15 protein-coding genes are annotated in these 18,428 nt (G+C 57.5%); 9 read left to right on the forward strand and 6 right to left on the reverse strand.

Annotation, left to right across the window (positions count from 1 at the left end):
* Window positions 1–219: 219 nt before the first annotated feature.
* Window positions 220–429, reverse strand: a complete 210-nt coding sequence (locus tag UH5x_RS06765) for an indolepyruvate ferredoxin oxidoreductase subunit alpha (RefSeq protein WP_482635171.1) — start codon at window positions 427–429, stop codon at window positions 220–222.
* A gap of 132 nt (window positions 430–561) precedes the next feature.
* Here UH5x_RS06765 and UH5x_RS06770 point away from each other — a divergent pair, with 132 nt between their 5' ends.
* Complete coding sequence (locus UH5x_RS06770; protein ID WP_482635172.1) at window positions 562–1,350, forward strand: SDR family NAD(P)-dependent oxidoreductase; 789 nt, start codon at window positions 562–564, stop codon at window positions 1,348–1,350.
* Window positions 1,351–1,391: 41 nt separating this feature from the next.
* Here the strand turns inward: UH5x_RS06770 and UH5x_RS06775 are convergent, their stop codons facing one another.
* The gene (locus UH5x_RS06775; protein ID WP_482635173.1) at window positions 1,392–1,853 is read right to left on the reverse strand and encodes a MarR family winged helix-turn-helix transcriptional regulator; all 462 of its coding nucleotides are present in this window, start codon (window positions 1,851–1,853) and stop codon (window positions 1,392–1,394) included.
* Between the two features lie 162 nt (window positions 1,854–2,015).
* Between UH5x_RS06775 and UH5x_RS06780 the strand changes: the two genes are divergently transcribed.
* The 4 genes from UH5x_RS06780 (at window position 2,016) to UH5x_RS06795 (ending at window position 7,401) form a co-directional block, all read left to right on the forward strand.
* Window positions 2,016–2,876 (forward strand): SDR family oxidoreductase, encoded by an 861-nt coding sequence (locus UH5x_RS06780; protein ID WP_482635939.1) that lies wholly within the window; start codon window positions 2,016–2,018, stop codon window positions 2,874–2,876.
* A 1,700-nt stretch (window positions 2,877–4,576) separates the two neighbouring features.
* The gene (locus tag UH5x_RS06785) at window positions 4,577–5,632 is read left to right on the forward strand and encodes a DUF1559 family PulG-like putative transporter (RefSeq protein WP_482635174.1); all 1,056 of its coding nucleotides are present in this window, start codon (window positions 4,577–4,579) and stop codon (window positions 5,630–5,632) included.
* Complete coding sequence (locus tag UH5x_RS06790) at window positions 5,629–6,042, forward strand: hypothetical protein (RefSeq protein WP_173442629.1); 414 nt, start codon at window positions 5,629–5,631, stop codon at window positions 6,040–6,042. The genes UH5x_RS06785 and UH5x_RS06790 overlap by 4 nt, the downstream gene beginning before the upstream one ends.
* Window positions 6,043–6,060: 18 nt before the next feature.
* Window positions 6,061–7,401, forward strand: a complete 1,341-nt coding sequence (locus UH5x_RS06795) for a hypothetical protein (RefSeq protein ID WP_482635175.1) — start codon at window positions 6,061–6,063, stop codon at window positions 7,399–7,401.
* Here UH5x_RS06795 and UH5x_RS06800 read toward each other — a convergent pair.
* The 4 genes from UH5x_RS06800 to rho form a co-directional block, all read right to left on the reverse strand.
* Window positions 7,335–8,432, reverse strand: a complete 1,098-nt coding sequence (locus UH5x_RS06800; protein ID WP_047813485.1) for an SGNH/GDSL hydrolase family protein — start codon at window positions 8,430–8,432, stop codon at window positions 7,335–7,337. The genes UH5x_RS06795 and UH5x_RS06800 overlap by 67 nt on opposite strands.
* 89 nt (window positions 8,433–8,521) lie before the next feature.
* Window positions 8,522–9,841 (reverse strand): ATP-binding protein, encoded by a 1,320-nt coding sequence (locus tag UH5x_RS06805; RefSeq protein ID WP_047813486.1) that lies wholly within the window; start codon window positions 9,839–9,841, stop codon window positions 8,522–8,524.
* 85 nt (window positions 9,842–9,926) lie between these two features.
* Window positions 9,927–10,394, reverse strand: a complete 468-nt coding sequence (gene ribH, locus UH5x_RS06810) for a 6,7-dimethyl-8-ribityllumazine synthase (protein WP_047813487.1) — start codon at window positions 10,392–10,394, stop codon at window positions 9,927–9,929.
* 58 nt (window positions 10,395–10,452) lie between these two features.
* The gene (gene rho / locus UH5x_RS06815; protein WP_047813585.1) at window positions 10,453–11,871 is read right to left on the reverse strand and encodes a transcription termination factor Rho; all 1,419 of its coding nucleotides are present in this window, start codon (window positions 11,869–11,871) and stop codon (window positions 10,453–10,455) included.
* Window positions 11,872–13,442: 1,571 nt separating this feature from the next.
* Here rho and UH5x_RS06820 point away from each other — a divergent pair.
* From UH5x_RS06820 to UH5x_RS06835, 4 genes are all read left to right on the forward strand, one after another.
* On the forward strand, window positions 13,443–14,843 hold the full coding sequence (locus tag UH5x_RS06820; RefSeq protein ID WP_482635940.1) for an ammonium transporter: 1,401 nt from the start codon (window positions 13,443–13,445) through the stop codon (window positions 14,841–14,843).
* Between the two features lie 379 nt (window positions 14,844–15,222).
* Window positions 15,223–15,570 (forward strand): P-II family nitrogen regulator, encoded by a 348-nt coding sequence (locus tag UH5x_RS06825; RefSeq protein WP_007327264.1) that lies wholly within the window; start codon window positions 15,223–15,225, stop codon window positions 15,568–15,570.
* Window positions 15,571–15,694: 124 nt separating this feature from the next.
* Entirely contained in the window at window positions 15,695–16,798 is a 1,104-nt protein-coding gene (locus UH5x_RS06830) for a cellulase family glycosylhydrolase (RefSeq protein ID WP_482635941.1), read from the forward strand.
* Between the two features lie 368 nt (window positions 16,799–17,166).
* Window positions 17,167–18,363, forward strand: a complete 1,197-nt coding sequence (locus UH5x_RS06835; RefSeq protein WP_047813491.1) for a DUF1559 domain-containing protein — start codon at window positions 17,167–17,169, stop codon at window positions 18,361–18,363.
* Window positions 18,364–18,428 lie beyond the last annotated feature (65 nt).

Genomic DNA, 18,428 nt, shown 5'->3' on the forward strand with positions numbered 1-18,428 from the left:
TGGCGCGGGTGCTATGCCGCAGAACATCGCCATCGTCACGGAAGGTTATCTGGACGCCTCGCTTGGTTCCCAAGCATCGGCGCGGTGCCAGGTGGAACCTGGCCTACGGCACCTGGTAGCTGGATTTACCAAAATTCAGAGGCGCGAGTTGTGAGCCTCCGAATTCTTGGCGAACCCGGCTACCGTCTTGCCATGCGGCGATTGCTTGGGTGAACGACTTCACTCGTGTGCTGACGGGCATTCTTGCGATTTCGTTGCGTTTCGCTCGATGAATCCCTTCCACTGGTCCGGCACGTCGTCTTCGTAGAAGATTGCCTCGGTGGGGCATTCAGGCACGCAGGCTCCGCAGTCGATGCACTCGTCGGGGTCGATGTAAACCATCCTGTCGTCTTCGTGAAAGCCTGCGATCACCGCGAGAGACGATCGCATTTTGGCAGGAGCCAGACGGCACATGAGCCATCTGGTATTCACCGTGCGGACGTCCATGCTGAACGAACATCTCAGGTTGACCGGTGACTCGAGTCACCTCATCGAAGCAATTGAACGAAAAGAAGCAGACTCATGGACTTACGACTCAACGACAAAACAGCACTGATCACCGCTTCGTCGGGCGGAATCGGGATGGCAATCGCGAAACGGATCGCAGCAGACGGCGCGACCACCATCATCAACGCCCGTAGCGAAGCGAGCGTTGAAAAGGCGATCGGTGAAATTCGCCAAGAACTGCCGGACGCAAAACTCGTGAGCTTGGTCGCCGACAACGGCACCACCGATGGGATCGCCAAGACGATCGAAGAGCATCCGCAGGTCGACATCTTGATCAACAACCTCGGAATCTTTGAAGCGGTCGATTTTTTCGATCTGACAGACGATCAATGGAACGAAATCCTTGAGATCAATGTGATGAGCGGCGTGCGATTAGCCCGTCACTACCTCAAACAAATGCTCGACCAAAACTCGGGACGGATCGTGTTCATCAGCAGCGAGTCGGGGCTGGTTCCATCACCAGAAATGCCTCACTACGCGATGACCAAGACCGCTCAACTCGCACTTTCGCGAAGCCTGGCCCAGTTGACTCAAGGCACCCAGGTGACCGTCAACTCGGTGTTGCCAGGCTCCACTGCAACGCCGGGCGTGCGCGAGTTTGTGGGCAAACTGTTCCCCGAGCTACCATTCGACGCTGCGGAAAAACGGTTCATGGAAGAAAACCGGCCAACTTCCTTGATCCAACGTCTGATCGAACCGGGAGAGATTGCGAACCTGGTCGCGTTTGTCGCCAGCCCACTGTCCTCAGCGATCAATGGCGCTGCTCTGCGAAGCGACGGCGGCATCGTCCCCACGATCGCTTGATCCACGCGAATCGCAGCGAGAATAAAATCGCGAATCCGGGGTCACCTGGATTCGCGCGAGCCTTTCGATTCGATCGCGATCAGGTTGTCTTTCATCTGACGCATGACCTTCATCCCGGCCCCCCACTCTTCCGCCGTCAGCCCGTCCTGAAGGCTCTCTCGAAGCGTTTGAAAGTGCGGCAGCAGCTTCTTGATCTGGCGAGTTCCCTTCGGACTCGGTGATATCAGAACCGCACGAGCGTCGGATGGATCCGGTTTTCTTCGCACCAGCCCCTTCGCCTCCAGCCCATCGAGCTGTCGCGTGATGGTGGTCTTGTCTCGCAACATGATCTCCGCGAATTCTCCACGGCGCAGCGGTTGCTCTGACTCCACCAAGACCATCAGCAAGGCGAATTCTTCCGGGGACAATGTGGAACCATTTTCCGCCAGCACCGATTCGATTCGTGCGCGGAAGAGGTAGGCGAGTCGACTGATCAAAAAGCCAGGTCGCTCAGGTTTTGACATGAATGCTCTCGTAGGTGGTCGCACTGAAGAGCAACGAAACGCCGCACTTCGGCGGCGGTTGAATCGCCTTTGCGTGCATCCTACACTTACTAGCGGCACGGGACAAGTTTTCGCCAGTCGCACGACGATGCAATTCGCCATCCCCCACCGACAAGGAATTCGATCATGAAAGTCGCAATCACTTCCGCCAGCGGCCACCTGGGTGGCGAAGTTGTCAACGCTGTGCTTCCAATCGTGGGCCAGGAAAACGTCATTGGACTGGCTCGGACTCCCAGCAAAGCCAGCTCGCTCGGGATTGAAATCCGACCGGGCGATTACAACTCGCGATCCGACCTTGCAAGCTCGCTCGAAGGCATCGACCACGTCTTGCTGGTGTCCGGAATGGACGCTCCCGAGAAACGCATCGAACAACATCGCAACGTCATCGAAGCGGCCAAGCAGACGGGTGTCCGCAAGATCGTTTACACCAGCATTCAAGGTGCGGAGGACGGCACTGCGTTCTCACCCGTGGTGCAAAGCAACCGGCAAACCGAAACGGACATCCGTGAAAGTGGTCTGGATTGGGTGATCGGTCGCAACGGCATCTACATCGAACCCGACGTGGAATACATCGACAACTACAAACAACGAGGCGAGATCGCAAACTGCGCCGGGGATGGAAAATGCGGGTACACAACGCGTCCTGAACTCGCGTTTGCCTATGCGAAAATGTTGACGGAATCAAAACACGACGGGCACACTTACAACCTGCACGGTGATGCGATCACTCAACAGCAATTGACGGACTATTTGAACGACGCGTTTGGAACCCAACTCACCTTTCGTTCCATGTCCGTCGAAGAATATCGCGACGACCGCACGCAAGAACTTGGCGAATTCCTGGGTAACATCATCGCTGGCATCTACGAAGGCATTCGCACCGGTGCGGTCGACAACGAAAGCCATTTTGTTGAGGCAGCCGGCCGCGAGCACCAGAGCTGGGAATCGTATTTCGATTCCTTGAAGTCGCACTCGCTTGCATAATCGTCCCATGACGAGCGCCAGGACGCGGGCCCTCGGTTTGCTCACCGGATGGTTCGCACCGCACCGACAAAACCACTCCGCCAAGCAGAACCAGCCTTTCAGCTGAGCGAAATCTGCTTTGAAGTTGCTTGGAGGGAATGATTGGACACAGTCGTGTGAGCCGTTTGGACGTTGGCCTGGACTGCGAAATGTTTGGTGTCATGGAACGCGTTCGTTTGCGCACGTTTTCATCCCAGTAGGGATGTCAGATGGTAGCCGTCGGTAAGCGATCGCGCCACCGACGGACCTGTCGCCCGCGTTGCCACTCTCCATCCCGCCGTGGCCATTGGCCACGGCGGGATGGAGAGTATTTTGGGGGACGCTCGTTTTCCGGGGGTGCGCTGCTATGCAGCGACCCCCGGCTACCATCTGACATCCCTACCGGGATGAAGGAAGACAGCAAGCCGGAAGAAAAATTGCATCCGCTGTTGGAGTGCCAAATGTAAACATTTCGCGGTCCAGCGCTGGCCCCGATTGAACTTGGATCAACAACGCTTGCCAAAACGGTTCAAATCCCGAATGACTCCTGCCGACCTTTCTAGCGGTCTGTTTCGCCCACAAACTTGGATCCGACCGTAGCGGCATTCGTCAAGACACTCGGTCTTCCCGCAACCAACGAAACTCTTGACGAGTCCCGCGCCCCAAAATTGTGTTGGAACAGACCACGAGGCAGTTTGGAGGGATGATTGGGCACCCATTGATTCCAAGGTGCAAAAATTTTCGAAAAGGGGGCTAAACCAAACGCACAACGTTTGCGTATGCTGGTGCAAGTCTTTGGTCGGACCTGCAGTTCCAATTCCAATTCCGTGATCTCCCGCTTGGGCGAACCGTGGCTCCGTCGATCCGTCCATTCACGACTTTCTTGCTCAGCGTCACGCTGTTGCTTGGCCATGCACCGGCTTGGTTGCATGTTGCCACGTGCAACCATGTCGTCTGTCGTTCAGGTGGTTGCGATCATGGGCATTCTGCGAACCATTCCCATGAACACGGGAACTGTGATCGCGAGAGCGGTCCACTTGGAAACGCGGTCCAACTGCTTGCTTCCCAGGGAATTCACACGCACGATCACTGCTGTGATTCGGATGCTTGCGAAACAGCGACACCGATCGCTTCCCCACAAGACTCGCTCGCGAATTCAAGCGAATTCGCCGACGAATCCCAATCCCCGCACGATTCTCATTCGTGCTGGATTTGCCAATCGCTCGCGGCCCCAACAGGCTTGGTTGATCAGCCCCAAGCGCCGATCAACAGCGAATGGATTGAGTTCACTGATTGGCCGATTCGCGATTCCGCGGACGTCGGACTGTCTATCTCTTGGCCACCTCTTCGTGGCCCGCCTGCGATTCGAGTCTGAGTCACCGTCACTTCGTTCTTGCTGAATTCGCCTGCGTTTGCGCGGGCGGTGCAAGTCGATCGTTCCTTGCCACCATCGAGCTGGCAACGATTCACTGATCGGCATGCGCAGGAACGCCACGCCATCCGATGACGGATGAGCGAGCGGGAAATGGCGGTGCACTCAATTCGCGATTCGACTTCATCCATTGCCTCGCGTGTGCGTTCACGCACGAGCGGCGCGCGGTCCGACCATACCTGTGTCGATCGACGTGCGCGCCACGCGGGGCATCTACCATTTTTCTGCGCACTCACCCACTCCAAATCTCATGAAATCCATTCCACCTCCAACACGTCGCGACCGATCTCGCGATGCGTTCACGTTGGTTGAACTCCTGGTGGTCATTGCCATCATCGGGATCTTAGTCGCGTTGCTATTGCCGGCTGTTCAGGCGGCTCGCGAGGCGGCTCGCCGTATGTCGTGCAGCAACAACCTGAAACAAATCGCGTTGTCGACTCACAACTACGAGAGCTCGTTCAAATGCATCCCAGCAATGACGGGATCCAGCAGCTTCTCCGCTCAAGCTCGCGTGCTGCCTTACATCGAACAGGCTGGCCTGAGTGAGCTGATCAACTTTGAACAACCTCTGCTGACCGGCCCTCCCTGGGCATCGAGTTTCAACCCGGCTCTTCGCGAAGCGGTTGAAACAGTGGTCCCCACCTTTCTTTGCCCAAGCGACGTCGGCGACCCAAAATTCAGCACCACGTTTGCGGACGGAACCGACGGCTATTCTGGCGGCCTGAGCTACATGTTCAGCTACGGGAGCGGAACTGACACACACTACGATGATCGATATCGAACCGACGGAATGGTCTGGGAGAACTCCTGGGCCAAATTTCGTGACTGCTTGGACGGCACCAGCCAAACCGTGTTGCTGGCCGAAACCGTCATGGGCGATCAAACCAGCGGCCTGACCGAGCCCACGCCCGCTGGGCCACATCGCCGGATCGCGAACTGGAGTGGCACGACGGCCAACACCGCCCCGAATCCAGGTTTCCTGGATGGTGGAACGCTGATTTTGAACCCCGATTTGGAAACGGTTTTTCCCGCGAAAATCAATTCTTACACCGGCAATCGCGGGGCAAGCTGGATCCGAGGCGTGCCCTACTCCACGGTGATCAACGGCTACATGACGCCGAACTCGGCGATCCCCGATGTGGGCATGCACGGTCGCGGGTTTTATTCCTCGCGGTCCTATCACACCGGCGGATCGATGCACGCGATGTTGGATGGCAGCGTCCACTTCATGACCGATTCAATCGATCGAACGCTGTACCACGCCTTGTTTTCACGCGACGGCAAAGAGGTGGTCCAGTGGCCGTGACCAAGCACTACGGGGCATTGCTGCTGGCCGGTGCTGCTGTGGCTGTCATCGGGTGTGATGGAACGTCGTCGAAGACGGCTGCGAAATCCACCACATTCGTGACGCTCGCTTACGACGGCACCCCACTCGCCAACGTGCAGGTGCGACTGAAGCAGTCTGCCGATGGCATCACGCTCGACCAGTCAGTCACCAATGAACATGGAGTCGCCCACTTCCACGCCTTGCCATCCCCTGAACCGGAGAGCTATGTCGTCGCAATGGAATCGATCAGCGATGGCGGCTGGATGCTGAAAGCATCCGTGGTGGACAAGTTCTGCGACTCGCTCCGATTGAAACCGTTCTCCGAAACCCCTCAACAGACGATTGAGCTGCCACGACGCGCCGTTCATTCCCTTTCATCCATTCATTGACATCGAACACAACCAACCATGACCATTCGAACATTCCTTTTGACCTTGGCTGCCCTCTCATTCTTGGGCAATTCCAACCTCCACGCAGAAGGGCGCACCATCGCCCGCCTCTTCTGGCAGGACCACTCCAGTGCCGCCTTGAAATGGGGCGACCTGCAAAAATCGAAGGAGGGATACTCGCTGAAAGAGCACCCCGTCGAAGGCTTCCCCGAACTGGATGTGGATGACCAGACGCTGGTTCAGATGCAGATCGATGACGGGCTGCTCGTCGTTGGCGTGCGTGACGAAGCAAACGGCGACATCGGCAGCGGCTGGATTGCGATTGAGTCGGGAGCCACGCAAGAAGCCCATGGCGATCACTTCCACTGGCGTTTTCCAGAGCCACCCTCGGTGCACTCGAAATTGATTGACGACGGCCAAGGCAACCCAGCTCACCTGTATCGCTATGGGCAATCGTTCGTGATGGCAAACGATCAACGCAATGGCTTCACGGTGATGAATGCGAAAGGTGTTCGACAAGCCACGACGCCGACCGAAGCGGGGCAGTTCCACGAAGGCGGAGGAGGACACATCACGCTGGCGGTGGCCGATGGAAAGGTCGCCTACAGCACTTGGATTCACGGCAAAGGTGAGAATGCGGGACGCGTCGACGTCGTCGGGCTGGCAGAAAACAAGGGCAAGGGATATCGCATCGATTGCCCCACCGGCGTCCTGCACGGCGCGACGTCTTGTGGCGGCAAAGTCTTCTTCGCTCCGGCCGAAGGCATTTGCTGGGTCGAAGCGGACTTGGAAGTCGATGACGCGGCTGATTCCGTGCATGTCAATCAGCTTGATATCGGCACGGACTCGGAGGGCAACTCGCTTCGCACCGGAGCATTCGCGACTCTCGGTGACAAGGTGGTCTTCACAAGTGGCAAGGCTGACCAATCACTGCTCTGCTTCGTCGATGCTTCCAGCCATGAACCCAAGGTTCAATCGATGAAGATGGAACTCGCCAGCGACCAGTCGCTGCGGACACCGATTGTCGGCAAAGGCTCCGGCGGACGTCCGATCGCACTGTGCTTTGCGGAATCGAAAGAAGCTCCGGAAAGCGATCAGCTGTACGTGGTGGAACTGGATCCCGATGGCAACGGTGATTTCTCCGACGCCAAAGCGGGTGAACCGATCGCGGTGGGACCGAGTCAGATGGAAGGCCACTTCGGACATCACGACGCGGTGTTCCTTCCGCGAGGCCGTCAGATCGCGATCACCAACCCGGGCGATGCAAGCCTCTGGGTGATCTCATTGACCGATCAATCCGTCCAAGCAAAATTCGATTGCGAAGGCATGCCAACGAGCCTGGCTTCCATTTCTGACTGAGGCGAGTGCCAACGACCAAGCGACGCCGGACCTGGGGCAATTCCGAGGCTCCGGTCCGGCTCGCGGTCGGACAGGGACACAAACGCCTGGCGTTGATCGACGATGGCCTGCAAGTAGACGCGACGAATCGCGTCGTAGCCGCGATCGTTGGGGTCTTCGATGTTGGTGTAGAACCAATACGTGGGATCATCCCAGTCGTAGGTGCTTCGCCAAAATTGGCGACAATGCGATCCGTGCCCTAAGAACGTTTCATGAAGCGGCACGACATGAACATGCCCGAACTGATTTGCCACCCGGCGAATGACGCGGTTGTATTCCGCATGGATTGCCAAACCGTCGGGCCAATCGGGAAGAAAGATACTCGGTGCATCACCGACACCATCGGTCGGATCGTAGATGTCACCCAGAAAGACAATGCACCCTGCAGAGAAGCGGTCGCTGATCGACTGCAGCATTCCACCCAACCTTGATTCAAACGATTCAATCCAAGGCTGGGCTTGTTCCAAGGTCGCACCGTACATGGCGCCTTCTTCTGGCGGGCGGCGACCGTAGCTGTGGATCAAATCATTTCCACCGGTGGTCATCACGACCAATCCAAACACGTCCTCATCAAACGGCTCGATCTCCGTTTCGATGATGCGTTCATGGTCCAGCGAAGTGGAACCGGACACGGCGACGTTGGACGCCGTCAGGTTGGGCAGGACCGCCGACAAATGCTTGCCTTGCATGCCCGGCCATTCATCCTTTGGATTTTGCTTCAAGCGTTCAAAGTACGAATGCGAACTGGATTTCGCGCCGAGACCTCGCGTGACACTGTCTCCCACCCCGAGCATGTGCACACGTCGCTGCGTCCAAACGGTCTCGAACGGTTCGATCGAGATCTGCAAACCGGCTGGTCCCTCACCGACGGGGCGTCGAAGTTTGAATTCCAAGTACGCTGGGACACCGATGAAAACGATGACCGCGACGACAAACAGGAGTCGTCTGCGGAAGTTCGCTGGTCGACTCGAGGAAGGCAACTTGGCGTTCATATTCTCGCCTCAAAAAAAGATGACCAGATAGCAGTGCACGACGAAAATGGCCGCCGCAATTCGTTCGCTCCACTTTCACTTTAACGCGATCAACGGTCTCCGGTTTGATCTGGCGCCGAGTGACGAGGCGGCATCGGCAGCAAACTTTGTGGCAGTTCGATTTGGAACGCGGCTCCACCCAGCGGGCTATCGTCCACCGTGACGGCGCCACCTAGTCTCCGGCAAATGCGTCGCACGAGGGCGAGACCTAGACCGGTACCAGGCTGAGAGTCGCCGGAAAGGCGATGAAAGGGTTCGAAGATAAACCGACGATCCGCAGCGGGGACTCCCGGCCCGTCGTCTTCGACCAGAAACCGAACGCGATTGGCTTGGTCGGTGATCGTGACGCGAACCTGCGAGTTGGCGTACTTGCCCGCGTTGCCGACCAGGTTGCCGAGGGCCCGAACCAACCCGGCTTCATACGTCACCAAATCGATCGTCTCCGAACCGGTGGGCGAGTCGAAGTGGATGTTGGGATGCAAGGGAGCGTGTTGTCCAATCGCTTCCAAGGCGATTGCTTGAGCGGAAACCCGTTCGCGAGGCGCCACTTGAGATTGCTCGTCGGTGCGAGTGTAGTGGAGCAGCTCAGCGACCAAGTCATCGAGTTTGTCGGTCGCATCATCGATCGAATCCACTCGCTGATTGCGTTTCTCTTCGGTGTCCGCGGAACGCACCAATTCGGTTGCAAATTTGATGCGAGCGAGTGGCGTTCGAAACTCGTGCGAGACCGCTTGCAGCAATTCCTTTTGCGACTGCAGAAGTGATTCCACACGTTCGGCCATCGTGTTGAACGCCCCCACGATCGGCAGGCTGCGACGACGCCCCGTGTCTTTGATCCGAGCGGAAAAGTCACCTTCCGCGATCGCCAACGCCGTTTGCTCGACACTGCGAAACTGCCGGGCAATGGGCCGCATCAAGATCGCAATGGCCATCGCGACCAGCCCAAAGACGCTGCCCAACCCCAGCAGGATGTCACTGCGGCGTGGACCAGCGAACCGAGGCAGCGGGCCCAACTCAAACAGCCATTCTGTTTCGGGAAGAGCCACTTCGATGCTGTCGCCATACAGCACCGCCTCACCCTCATCGAGTCGCTTCAACAGAGTCGGTGACATTCTTCGCTCGGAGCGATCGACCACGTGAACCGGGTACGCGAAACGAGACTGAATGCTGGCGACGGTGTCATCCAAGTGCTCCATGCCACCGGCGACGATCTCATCGCGAGCCAGCAGCGCTCCACCACTGAGCGCACTTTCGATGACCGAGATGTTCTGCGATTCCGTCGTGCCGCGAAACACATACGCTTGAATCACCCAAGCGATGAACAAGATCAGTAGCACCCCGCAATAGAACTGGATGAACAATCGAGTCATGTGCGGCTCCGGTTGCGGCGGAAGAATTTCCTCTTTGCGAACGCCGTTTGGCCCCCTTCGCAAAGCGTCGACTCAGTCATGAACCCTAGCGCATTTTGGTTTGCAAACGCAGCATTTCCAACATCGCATCCGCGGCTTCGTGCCCCTTGTTGCCGACCGTTCCACCGCTGCGCTGGATGGCTTGCTCGACCGTGTTGCAGGTCAGCAAACCAAACCCGATCGGGCGACCGCTTCGCACCGATTGTTCCATCAGAGTGTCGCTGACCGCGCGGTTGATGTGTTCATCGTGAGTGGTCTCGCCTTTGATCACGCATCCCAGCGTGATGGCACCGATCACGTCGGCATGCTGAAACGCTTGCTCCACCGCCCAGCACAACTCCCAAGCCCCCGGCACACGGATCAACCAATGTTTCTCCACCGGGATCCCAGCATCGGTGAGTGATTGCAGGGCTGCTTGAACCATCGAATCGCAGATGTTGGCGTTGTAGCGACTGGCGATGATCGCGACACGTCCGCTGGGCAGGTTTCCTGTGGTTCCATCAATGGAGGGCATTCGAATTCTCGAAGAAGAATTGGAGGTGGGAAGGTTGGTCAGTAAGAGAGGGAAGCCATCAATCCTGAGGCTGAACACTCATCAGAAACTCCGCGTTGTTCTGCGTCTTCCGCATGCGTTTGGTGAGTTCCGTCATGGAGTCTACCGGTGAATGATCCGCTAATTCGCGTCGCAACGTTTCGATCCGGCGGTGCTCTTCTTGATCCAACAACATTTCTTCGCGTCGCGTGCCGCTGCGTGTCAGATCAATGGCAGGCCAAACTCGCCGAGCGACCAAGTCCTGGTCCAAAACGATTTCCAAGTTGCCAGTGCCTTTGAATTCTTCAAAGATCACATCATCCATGCGACTGCCCGTGTCAACCAAGGCGGTCGCCAAGATCGTGAGCGAGCCACCTTCTTCGACTTTTCGAGCCGACCCGAAAAAGGACTTCGGTTTCTGCATGGCTCCCGCGTCCAAGCCACCCGTCAAGAGTTTGCCGGTCGCTGATTCACTGTCACTGTTGTATGCTCGCGCCAGACGCGTGATTGAATCGAGGAAGATGACCACATCGGTTCCCGACTCCACCATTCGCTTGGCTTTTTCGACGACCATCTGAGCGACTTGAATGTGCCGCGCCGGAGGCTCATCAAACGTGCTGCTGATCACTTCGCATTGGGGCGAAGTGATCTCGCGTTCCATGTCCGTGACTTCTTCGGGCCGCTCATCGATCAGCAGCACGACAACATACGCGTCCGGATAGTTGTTCAAAACACCGCGAGCCAAACTCTGCATCAACATCGTCTTGCCTGCACGGGGCGGGCTGACGATCAATCCGCGTTGCCCAAATCCAATCGGCGTGAACAGGTCAACAACACGAGTGCTCAGTTCTTGTGCGTCATATTCAGTGACAATTCGCACTCGAGGGTGCAAGGGAGTCAAATCGTCAAAGGGTTTTTGACGCTGACGTTGCATCGGGTCGGCGTGGTTGATCGCTTCAATCCGAAGGAGCGCGAAGTAACGTTCGTTTTCCTTCGGCGGACGAATTTGGCCGGCAACGTGCGACCCCGTGTGCAGACCAAACCGTCGGATTTGGCTGGGCGAGACATAAATGTCATCGGGGCATGAAAGGTAGTGGTACTGCGCGCTTCGCAAGAATCCGAACCCGTCGGGGAGGATTTCCAACGTGCCTTCGCCGTACATCAAACCGTTGGCGCTCATCCGCGCCTTCAGCAGGCGAAAGACAAGATCTTGCCGCGGCAAGGCTGCGATCTCTTGCAAGCCTTCCGTTTCGGCCAGAGCCAGCAACTCATCGTGATCAAGCTTCTGCAGGTCGTTGATATTCAACGCTTGCTTGGAGGATTGATCCTTCGCGGGAATGCCAACTCGACCGCCCGCGCGTGTCACTTCACTGACAATCTCTTCGGGCAACGAGAGCGGATCGCGTTCCGCATCAAGCTCGCGAACGCGTTTATCGACGTCTTTGTCTGGGTGGCGCATGCGTCGGTTGCTGCGGCGACCGTTGCGCGCCGGGCCCGGCGTGGAGGAAGGTTCCATGAGGAAAGAACCGATTCGGTGGGATGAAAAGATGAGGAGTACGGACGAGATCCGTCCGGGTGGGGGAGTGATGCCAGATGACCGACATCACATCCAATAGCTTAAACGAATGCATGCCCCCTGTCAGGCGTAATTATGAGGGGACTGTGAAGACGGCGTCACAAACTCCGCTGAGATCGGGTGTCGGTTGCTTCTGCACCTTAGGCGGGCCGGTGCATGCCCCCCGACCCATTGCGCACGTTGGCGTGCGAGTCATACAAGACGTTTGAAATGTCACTTCGGTTCAGGAGGCGGTGGTCGTCCAGGTTCAACGCCCACGCGAGCCAGGTGGCTATCGGACGATGCGGACGCCAGCACTCGGCTCGCTCGACCACCGCCGGAAAGTCAGGAGGTCGTGCCCAGGAACATCGCGTCAACAGAATATGTCCGGCGACCATGCGGTCCCCCGAAAGCTGGTGTTGAGCAGGTCGGCAGGATTGTTTCGGCGTTTGAAATGGTTTGGGCAAGCGTTGTTGATCCGACGTACAACCGGCGCTCACGCTGGACTGCTGAATGTTTGGCGTTGTGACACACTGTGGTTCCGCAAATTTTTGTCCCGGCAGGGATTTCAGATGGTAGCCGTCGGTAAGCGATCGCGCCACCGACGGACATGTTTTCCGGGGGTACGCTGCTACGCAGCACCCCCCCGGCTACCATCTGGCATCCCTACCGGGATGAAGAAAGACAGCAAGCCGGAAGAAAAGTTGCATCCGCTATCGGGGCATCAACATCAAACATTTTGCGGTCCAGGCGAACACCCAAACCGCTCACGTGGTTCCGATCATTCCTGCCGAACTGCTTGGCGGCGTGTCGATCACGGCACCTGCCAGAACGGGTTTGAGCCTGTGACAGCGAACGCATTGCGATAGCGATGAGTGACCGGCATATCCGCCGCGGCCCGAGAAAGGTCGCCCAAGGGATCCACCCGACGCTGCCTGGGGTCCGTCTTCGCGAGAAACGATGGAGCTTCGAATTGCCCCCCCTCCGCCAGTGAGCCACGCTGCCTCTTTTTTACGCGTCGACAAACAAAGCTGCCCATGCATTAGGCATCAAAATTTTTGGCACGCCGCCTCAATTGCAACCACCTTGCTTTCACAAACTTTTAAGTCCTTCCTGTCAAGCACCTTATAAACCTTTCCAAAGAAACAACTTTGCCTTTGGCCCGAAGTGTGCCAATAGCCATCCTCCGAAAAGAAGTGCTTCCCAAAAGGACAACGCACGACTCACGAGCGATTCAGGATGGCCCGGGCAGGAGTTGGACGGTGGACGGCGGTGCAGCACTTGGTTCGAAACGATTCGGCATGGTGAATGATTCACTTTGGCAATGGGTGCCGAAGGCAACGTGTCGGGTCAACCAACTGTCTTACGAGAAGGAAGACCACATGAGTTCGATCTCAGCATTTACAACACACGAGCTTGGCGGCGGACGGACAGGGTTCCGTTTTGCCTGGCTCACTATGGCTCTCCTTGTGGGGATGATGGGGATCGGCGGTTCACTCGCGTCGGTAGCTTCGGCTCAGGAAGAGCCCTCGGCTGCAATGGAAACTGCAGAGGTCGCCGACGCGGGTGACGCTGATCCAGAGGAACCCGCTGCGGATGCGGGAGTCGGGTACGCCTTCGACAATGGCTTCCTGTTTCTCTGTGCCGTCTTGGTTCTGTTCATGCAAGCTGGCTTCGCGATGGTCGAAGTTGGGCTGAACTCCTCCAAGAACACGATCAACATTCTTTCCAAGAACTTGATGGATTTGTCCGTTGGGGCACTTCTGTTCTTCTTCGTCGGCTTCGGGATCATGTACCCAGGAAGCTACGGCGATGTCACAAACGGATTCTTCGCCTTCGGTGGCACCGGAATCTACGACTCCAGTCCTGATCAAACATTCTCGCCACAAGTCGATTGGTTCTTCCAAGCCGTCTTCGCTGCAACCGCCGCAACGATCGTTTCCGGTGCAGTTGCTGGCCGTATGAAATTCAACGCTTACTTGGTTTACAGTGCCCTCCTGACCGGCCTGATCTACCCGATCAGCGGTTACTGGAAGTGGGGCGGCGGATGGTTGATGCAGTTCGGTGAACTGGTCGACGGCGAGTACGCCATGGGCTTCCAAGACTTCGCTGGTTCAGCAGTGGTTCACGCTGTTGGCGGTTTCGCTGGCCTCGCTGGTGCAATTTTCCTCGGCCCTCGCCTGGGTCGCTACACCGCTGAAGGCAAGAGCGTTCCATTGCCAGGTCACAACGTTGCTTTCGCTGCTCTGGGTGTGTTCATCCTGTGGGTGGGGTGGTACGGATTCAACCCTGGCAGCCAACTGGCTTTCCAATCGTCGGCTGACATCGACGCAACTGTTTTCATCGCTGTGAACACCACCCTCGCCGCAGCTGCTGGCGTGATCGTTGCCACCGCTGTTTCCTGGGGCTTGTTCGGCAAACCTGACTTGACCATGGGCCTCAACGGTGCGTTGGGTGGATTGGTTGGCATCACGGCTTGCTGTGACGCAATGAGCAACTCAATGTCGATCGTCGTTGGTGGCGTTGCCGGTGCCTTGGTCGTGCTGAGCATCATCGTGTTGGACAAAGTCAAGATCGACGATCCCGTCGGTGCTTTCCCAGTCCACGGCGTCTGCGGTGTTTGGGGCTGCATGGCTCTCGGCATCCTGCCAAACGCTCACCTCGAATCTGGCTCGACCAACTTCATGATCCAGTTGATCGGAACCGCTTCGATCTGTGCTTGGGCCTTCATCACCATGTCGATCGTCTTCGGAGTTCTCAAAGCAGTGGGCATGCTGCGAGTTTCGCCACAAGAAGAACAAGCTGGTTTGGATATCAGCGAACACGGTATGCACGCTTACCCATCGGACGCCGTCGCCGGCGGATCGGTGGTCTAGTTCTACCCACCGCAGTGATGCCGCCGAATGTGCCGTTACCACACTCGGCGGCGTCGCAGCGCGGTGCCTTTGAACTTCTCGGCTCTTGCCTGGGCCAGAAGAAGCCCCAATGATCCGTGACAGGTGTCCGCCTCACCTGTTACGGATCGGGGTCTTTTTTTTTGCGCTGTCAGTGATTCATCGCCGCAAGCGAAGCAAACCGGCCATCACCGGGTCTACGCGAAAAACTGGCGATCGACTAAATTCCTGGTTGGCCCTCGACGCCACCAGCTTTCGTTCAGCGATCAGGAGCGGACCTGAACGCCGAAAGGGCAGCCTCCTTGCCCGCTCGAATAGCTCGCTCGATTTGCCTGCTCGCAACTTCAGACTTGCACCGTCCATGAAATTGATCATCGCAATCGTTCAACCCTCCAAATTGGATGCCATCAAAGAGGCATTGACCCGAGTGGAGGTGCACCGCTTGACGGTGGTGGATTGCCAAGGGTTTGGCCGCCAACGAGGCCAAACGGGCTCGATGCGAGGCCGTGACTACGGCGTCAGCCTGCTCCGCAAAGTTCAGCTGCAGATCGGCGTGAACGAAGAATTCGTGCAGCCCACCATCGACGCCATCCTGGAAGGCGGCCGCAGCGGTGAGAGCGGCGAGATCGGCGATGGAAAGATCTTCGTCCTGCCAATGGACGACTGCGTCCGGATCCGAACGGGCGAACGCGGCGGAGAAGCGATCTAGCCCCGCCCCCAGCCGGCTACCGCCTGGCAATCAATCAATCCACCTGCCACCAACGATGGTATCATTTCGGTTCCACCTGAAAGGAACTGAAATGCACCCCACCTGGCGGCACTCCGTCTTGGCAATGCTCTGCTTGCTTTGGATCACCGGAACGACCCACCTCAGCGTCGGGCGGGCCCAAGAACCTCTGCCGGCGATCCGAGTCAGCCCCGACGGGCACTCGTTCATTCAGGCTGGCTCAGAACAGCCCTTCGTGGCTTGGGGCGTGAACTACGATCACGATGAATCGGGACGCCTACTCGATGAGTACTGGACCGAAGAGTGGGACAAAGTCATCGAAGACTTTGGCGAAATTCAGCAACTCGGTGCCAACTGTGTTCGCATTCACCTGCAGATCGGCCTGTGGATGGAATCACACGAGCAGGCGTCCCCGTCGCAGGTGAACCAACTCAAGCAGCTGATCAAACTGGCCGAATCCAAACGCCTGTACCTCGATATTACCGGGCTGGCCTGTTACCACAAAGCCAACATTCCTGCTTGGCTGAATGAACTCAACGAGGCAGAGCGATGGGCGGTGCAAGCCCGATTTTGGTCGTCGGTCGCGAAGGCCTGCGCTGGCAGCCCTGCCATCTTTTGCTACGACCTGATGAATGAACCGATCCTACCAGGCGAGTCCCCCGAGACGGACTGGCTGGCCGGTGAGCTTGGTGGCAAGTTCTTCGTGCAGCGACTGGCACTCGACCGAAAAGGAAGAAGTCGCGAAGAGATTGCGGAAGCCTGGGTCAACCAAATGGTCGATGCGATTCGCGAACAGGACCCAGAGACCATGGTGACCGTCGGTGTGATCCCCTGGGTGTTTGTCTTTGGTGGTGGAAAGCCGCTCTTCCACTCGCCCGACATCGGCAAGCGACTGGACTTTGCCTCGGTTCATTTCTATCCCGAGAAAGGAAAGATTGACCACGCTTTGAAGTCACTGCAGGCCTACGAAGTCGGGAAGCCGCTGGTCGTCGAAGAGATGTTCCCAATGAAATGCGGGGTCGACGAACTGTCGACTTTCGTCCTGCAGTCTGAATCGCATGTCGATGGATGGATCAGCTTCTACTGGGGCGCCACCGCGAATGAACTCCGGGCAAAAAAAGACGCGGGCATTGCGGAGGCGATCACCGCGAAATGGCTGGACGCGTTTCAAGAGCTGTCAGCGGAAATCGGAGTGGCCCCCAAACGTTGACTCAAGCAACTGCAGACCCATCGGCCTGATCGCCCGGATAGGTAAGGTTGCGAAGCATTCATTTGTCGTGTTCGCAACGCCTCAATGCGCGAGCTTGAAGTTGCGTTTCGGGATGGGGCGTCCTGACAGCCATGATCCGGTCCCGCGGCGTTTGATACTCGGCACCTGAAAATGCCGCAGAAAACACCTGCATGGCAACTTGAAGACACGTTCCTGCGCGTTGCGGGACCGCTAGCCGCCGCTTGACAAATGTTCATCTACGAGAGGGGTTTTCAGACCTCCGACACAAACTAGGATCGCTTGGCTTTCGAACAGCCCCCTCCCAGCGTTCTTCCCCAGCAGTTTCAAGCGTCACCGGACCACTGACCATGCCGTCAAAGAAGAAACCGAAACAAGGCTTCACCCTCGTCGAACTGCTGGTGGTGATTGCAATCATCGGCGTGCTGGTGGGGTTGCTGTTGCCCGCAGTGCAAGCTGCCAGAGAAGCCGCTCGGCGAATGAGTTGCAGCAACAACTTCAAGCAAATTGGGTTGGCGATGCACAACTACCATTCGGCCTACAATCGACTGCCTGCACAGGGAGCCGGAACTTACGATTCACTCAACTCCGGCCCAGCGGCTTGGTGGTCCAGCAGCGAAGTAGCCAACAACCTCCGGCTCAGCATGCTCGTTGGCTTGCTGCCATTCATGGAACAGCAAGCGATGTGGGATGCCATCAGTCGCCCGAATGGTCTCAACGCTGACAAATCAACCCGGACACCGCCCTGGCCAGCGATGGGCCCTTCGCCAACGCGACTTGACTACGGCCCCTGGGTGACGGAGATGCCGACCTTCCGTTGCCCAAGCGATCCCGGTTCGGGACTCCCTGCGTTTGGGCGCACCAACTACGCGGCCTCTTTCGGCGACAGCGTTTACAACGTTCATGAGGGTGGACTGAACGACTACCTGCAACCGGATTCCGTTCGCTCGGAAGAAACCCGAGCTTCAGCTCGGGGCTTTTTCGTGATGCACAAAAACATGGCGTTCCGAGACATTCTGGACGGCCTGTCCAACACGATTGCGGCGGGTGAAATCGCCACCGACCTGGGCGATGACGACAAGCGAACGATCGCGGTGGATCAAGCTTCATGGATTGCCGGCCCGTCCAAAAATCCTGCCTGGTGCGCGATCCAATTGCCCAACTGGATCGATCCCGAACGGCCTCAGTTCTGGGGACCAGCAGCCGACCCACGCGTTCCAGTCACGGACGGTCGCGGATTCCGATGGGCGGATGCCTACCAGAACTTCAGTGCCTGCAACACGGCACTGGCGCCCAACCGAGAACTCTGCACGACCGACACAGCTTCACTGCTGACTTCGTTCCCGACTTCCAGCCGCCATCAAGGTGGGGTGCACGTGCTGATGGGAGACGGAGCGGTGAAATTCATCACCGATTCCATCGAAGCCGGAAACTCCGGTGCAGAACCAATCTGGCGATGGAACACACCAGGCGCCCAAAGCCCCTATGGATTGTGGGGTGCACTCGGCACGCGTTCGTCCAAAGAAGTGATCAACGGCGAGTTCTGATGCCCTCGCAAATTCGATTGGCATCGACCACCACCGCCCGATGAATTCACACCACTCTTCCCTTC

Source organism: Rhodopirellula sp. UH5, from assembly GCF_056839225.1.

What these genes read in the sequence shown, in the direction of transcription:
- UH5x_RS06770 (WP_482635172.1), top strand. Translation starts at nt 562, where the DNA reads ATGGACTTACGACTCAACGACAAAACAGCACTGATCACCGCTTCGTCG.
- UH5x_RS06820 (WP_482635940.1), top strand. Translation starts at nt 13,443, where the DNA reads ATGATGGGGATCGGCGGTTCACTCGCGTCGGTAGCTTCGGCTCAGGAA.
- UH5x_RS06805 (WP_047813486.1), bottom strand. Translation starts at nt 9,841, where the DNA reads ATGACTCGATTGTTCATCCAGTTCTATTGCGGGGTGCTACTGATCTTG.
- UH5x_RS06835 (WP_047813491.1), top strand. Translation starts at nt 17,167, where the DNA reads ATGCCGTCAAAGAAGAAACCGAAACAAGGCTTCACCCTCGTCGAACTG.
- UH5x_RS06775 (WP_482635173.1), bottom strand. Translation starts at nt 1,853, where the DNA reads ATGTCAAAACCTGAGCGACCTGGCTTTTTGATCAGTCGACTCGCCTAC.
- UH5x_RS06765 (WP_482635171.1), bottom strand. Translation starts at nt 429, where the DNA reads ATGCGATCGTCTCTCGCGGTGATCGCAGGCTTTCACGAAGACGACAGG.
- UH5x_RS06785 (WP_482635174.1), top strand. Translation starts at nt 4,577, where the DNA reads ATGAAATCCATTCCACCTCCAACACGTCGCGACCGATCTCGCGATGCG.
- UH5x_RS06830 (WP_482635941.1), top strand. Translation starts at nt 15,695, where the DNA reads ATGCTCTGCTTGCTTTGGATCACCGGAACGACCCACCTCAGCGTCGGG.
- ribH (WP_047813487.1), bottom strand. Translation starts at nt 10,394, where the DNA reads ATGCCCTCCATTGATGGAACCACAGGAAACCTGCCCAGCGGACGTGTC.
- rho (WP_047813585.1), bottom strand. Translation starts at nt 11,871, where the DNA reads ATGCGCCACCCAGACAAAGACGTCGATAAACGCGTTCGCGAGCTTGAT.
- UH5x_RS06825 (WP_007327264.1), top strand. Translation starts at nt 15,223, where the DNA reads ATGAAATTGATCATCGCAATCGTTCAACCCTCCAAATTGGATGCCATC.
- UH5x_RS06800 (WP_047813485.1), bottom strand. Translation starts at nt 8,432, where the DNA reads ATGAACGCCAAGTTGCCTTCCTCGAGTCGACCAGCGAACTTCCGCAGA.
- UH5x_RS06795 (WP_482635175.1), top strand. Translation starts at nt 6,061, where the DNA reads ATGACCATTCGAACATTCCTTTTGACCTTGGCTGCCCTCTCATTCTTG.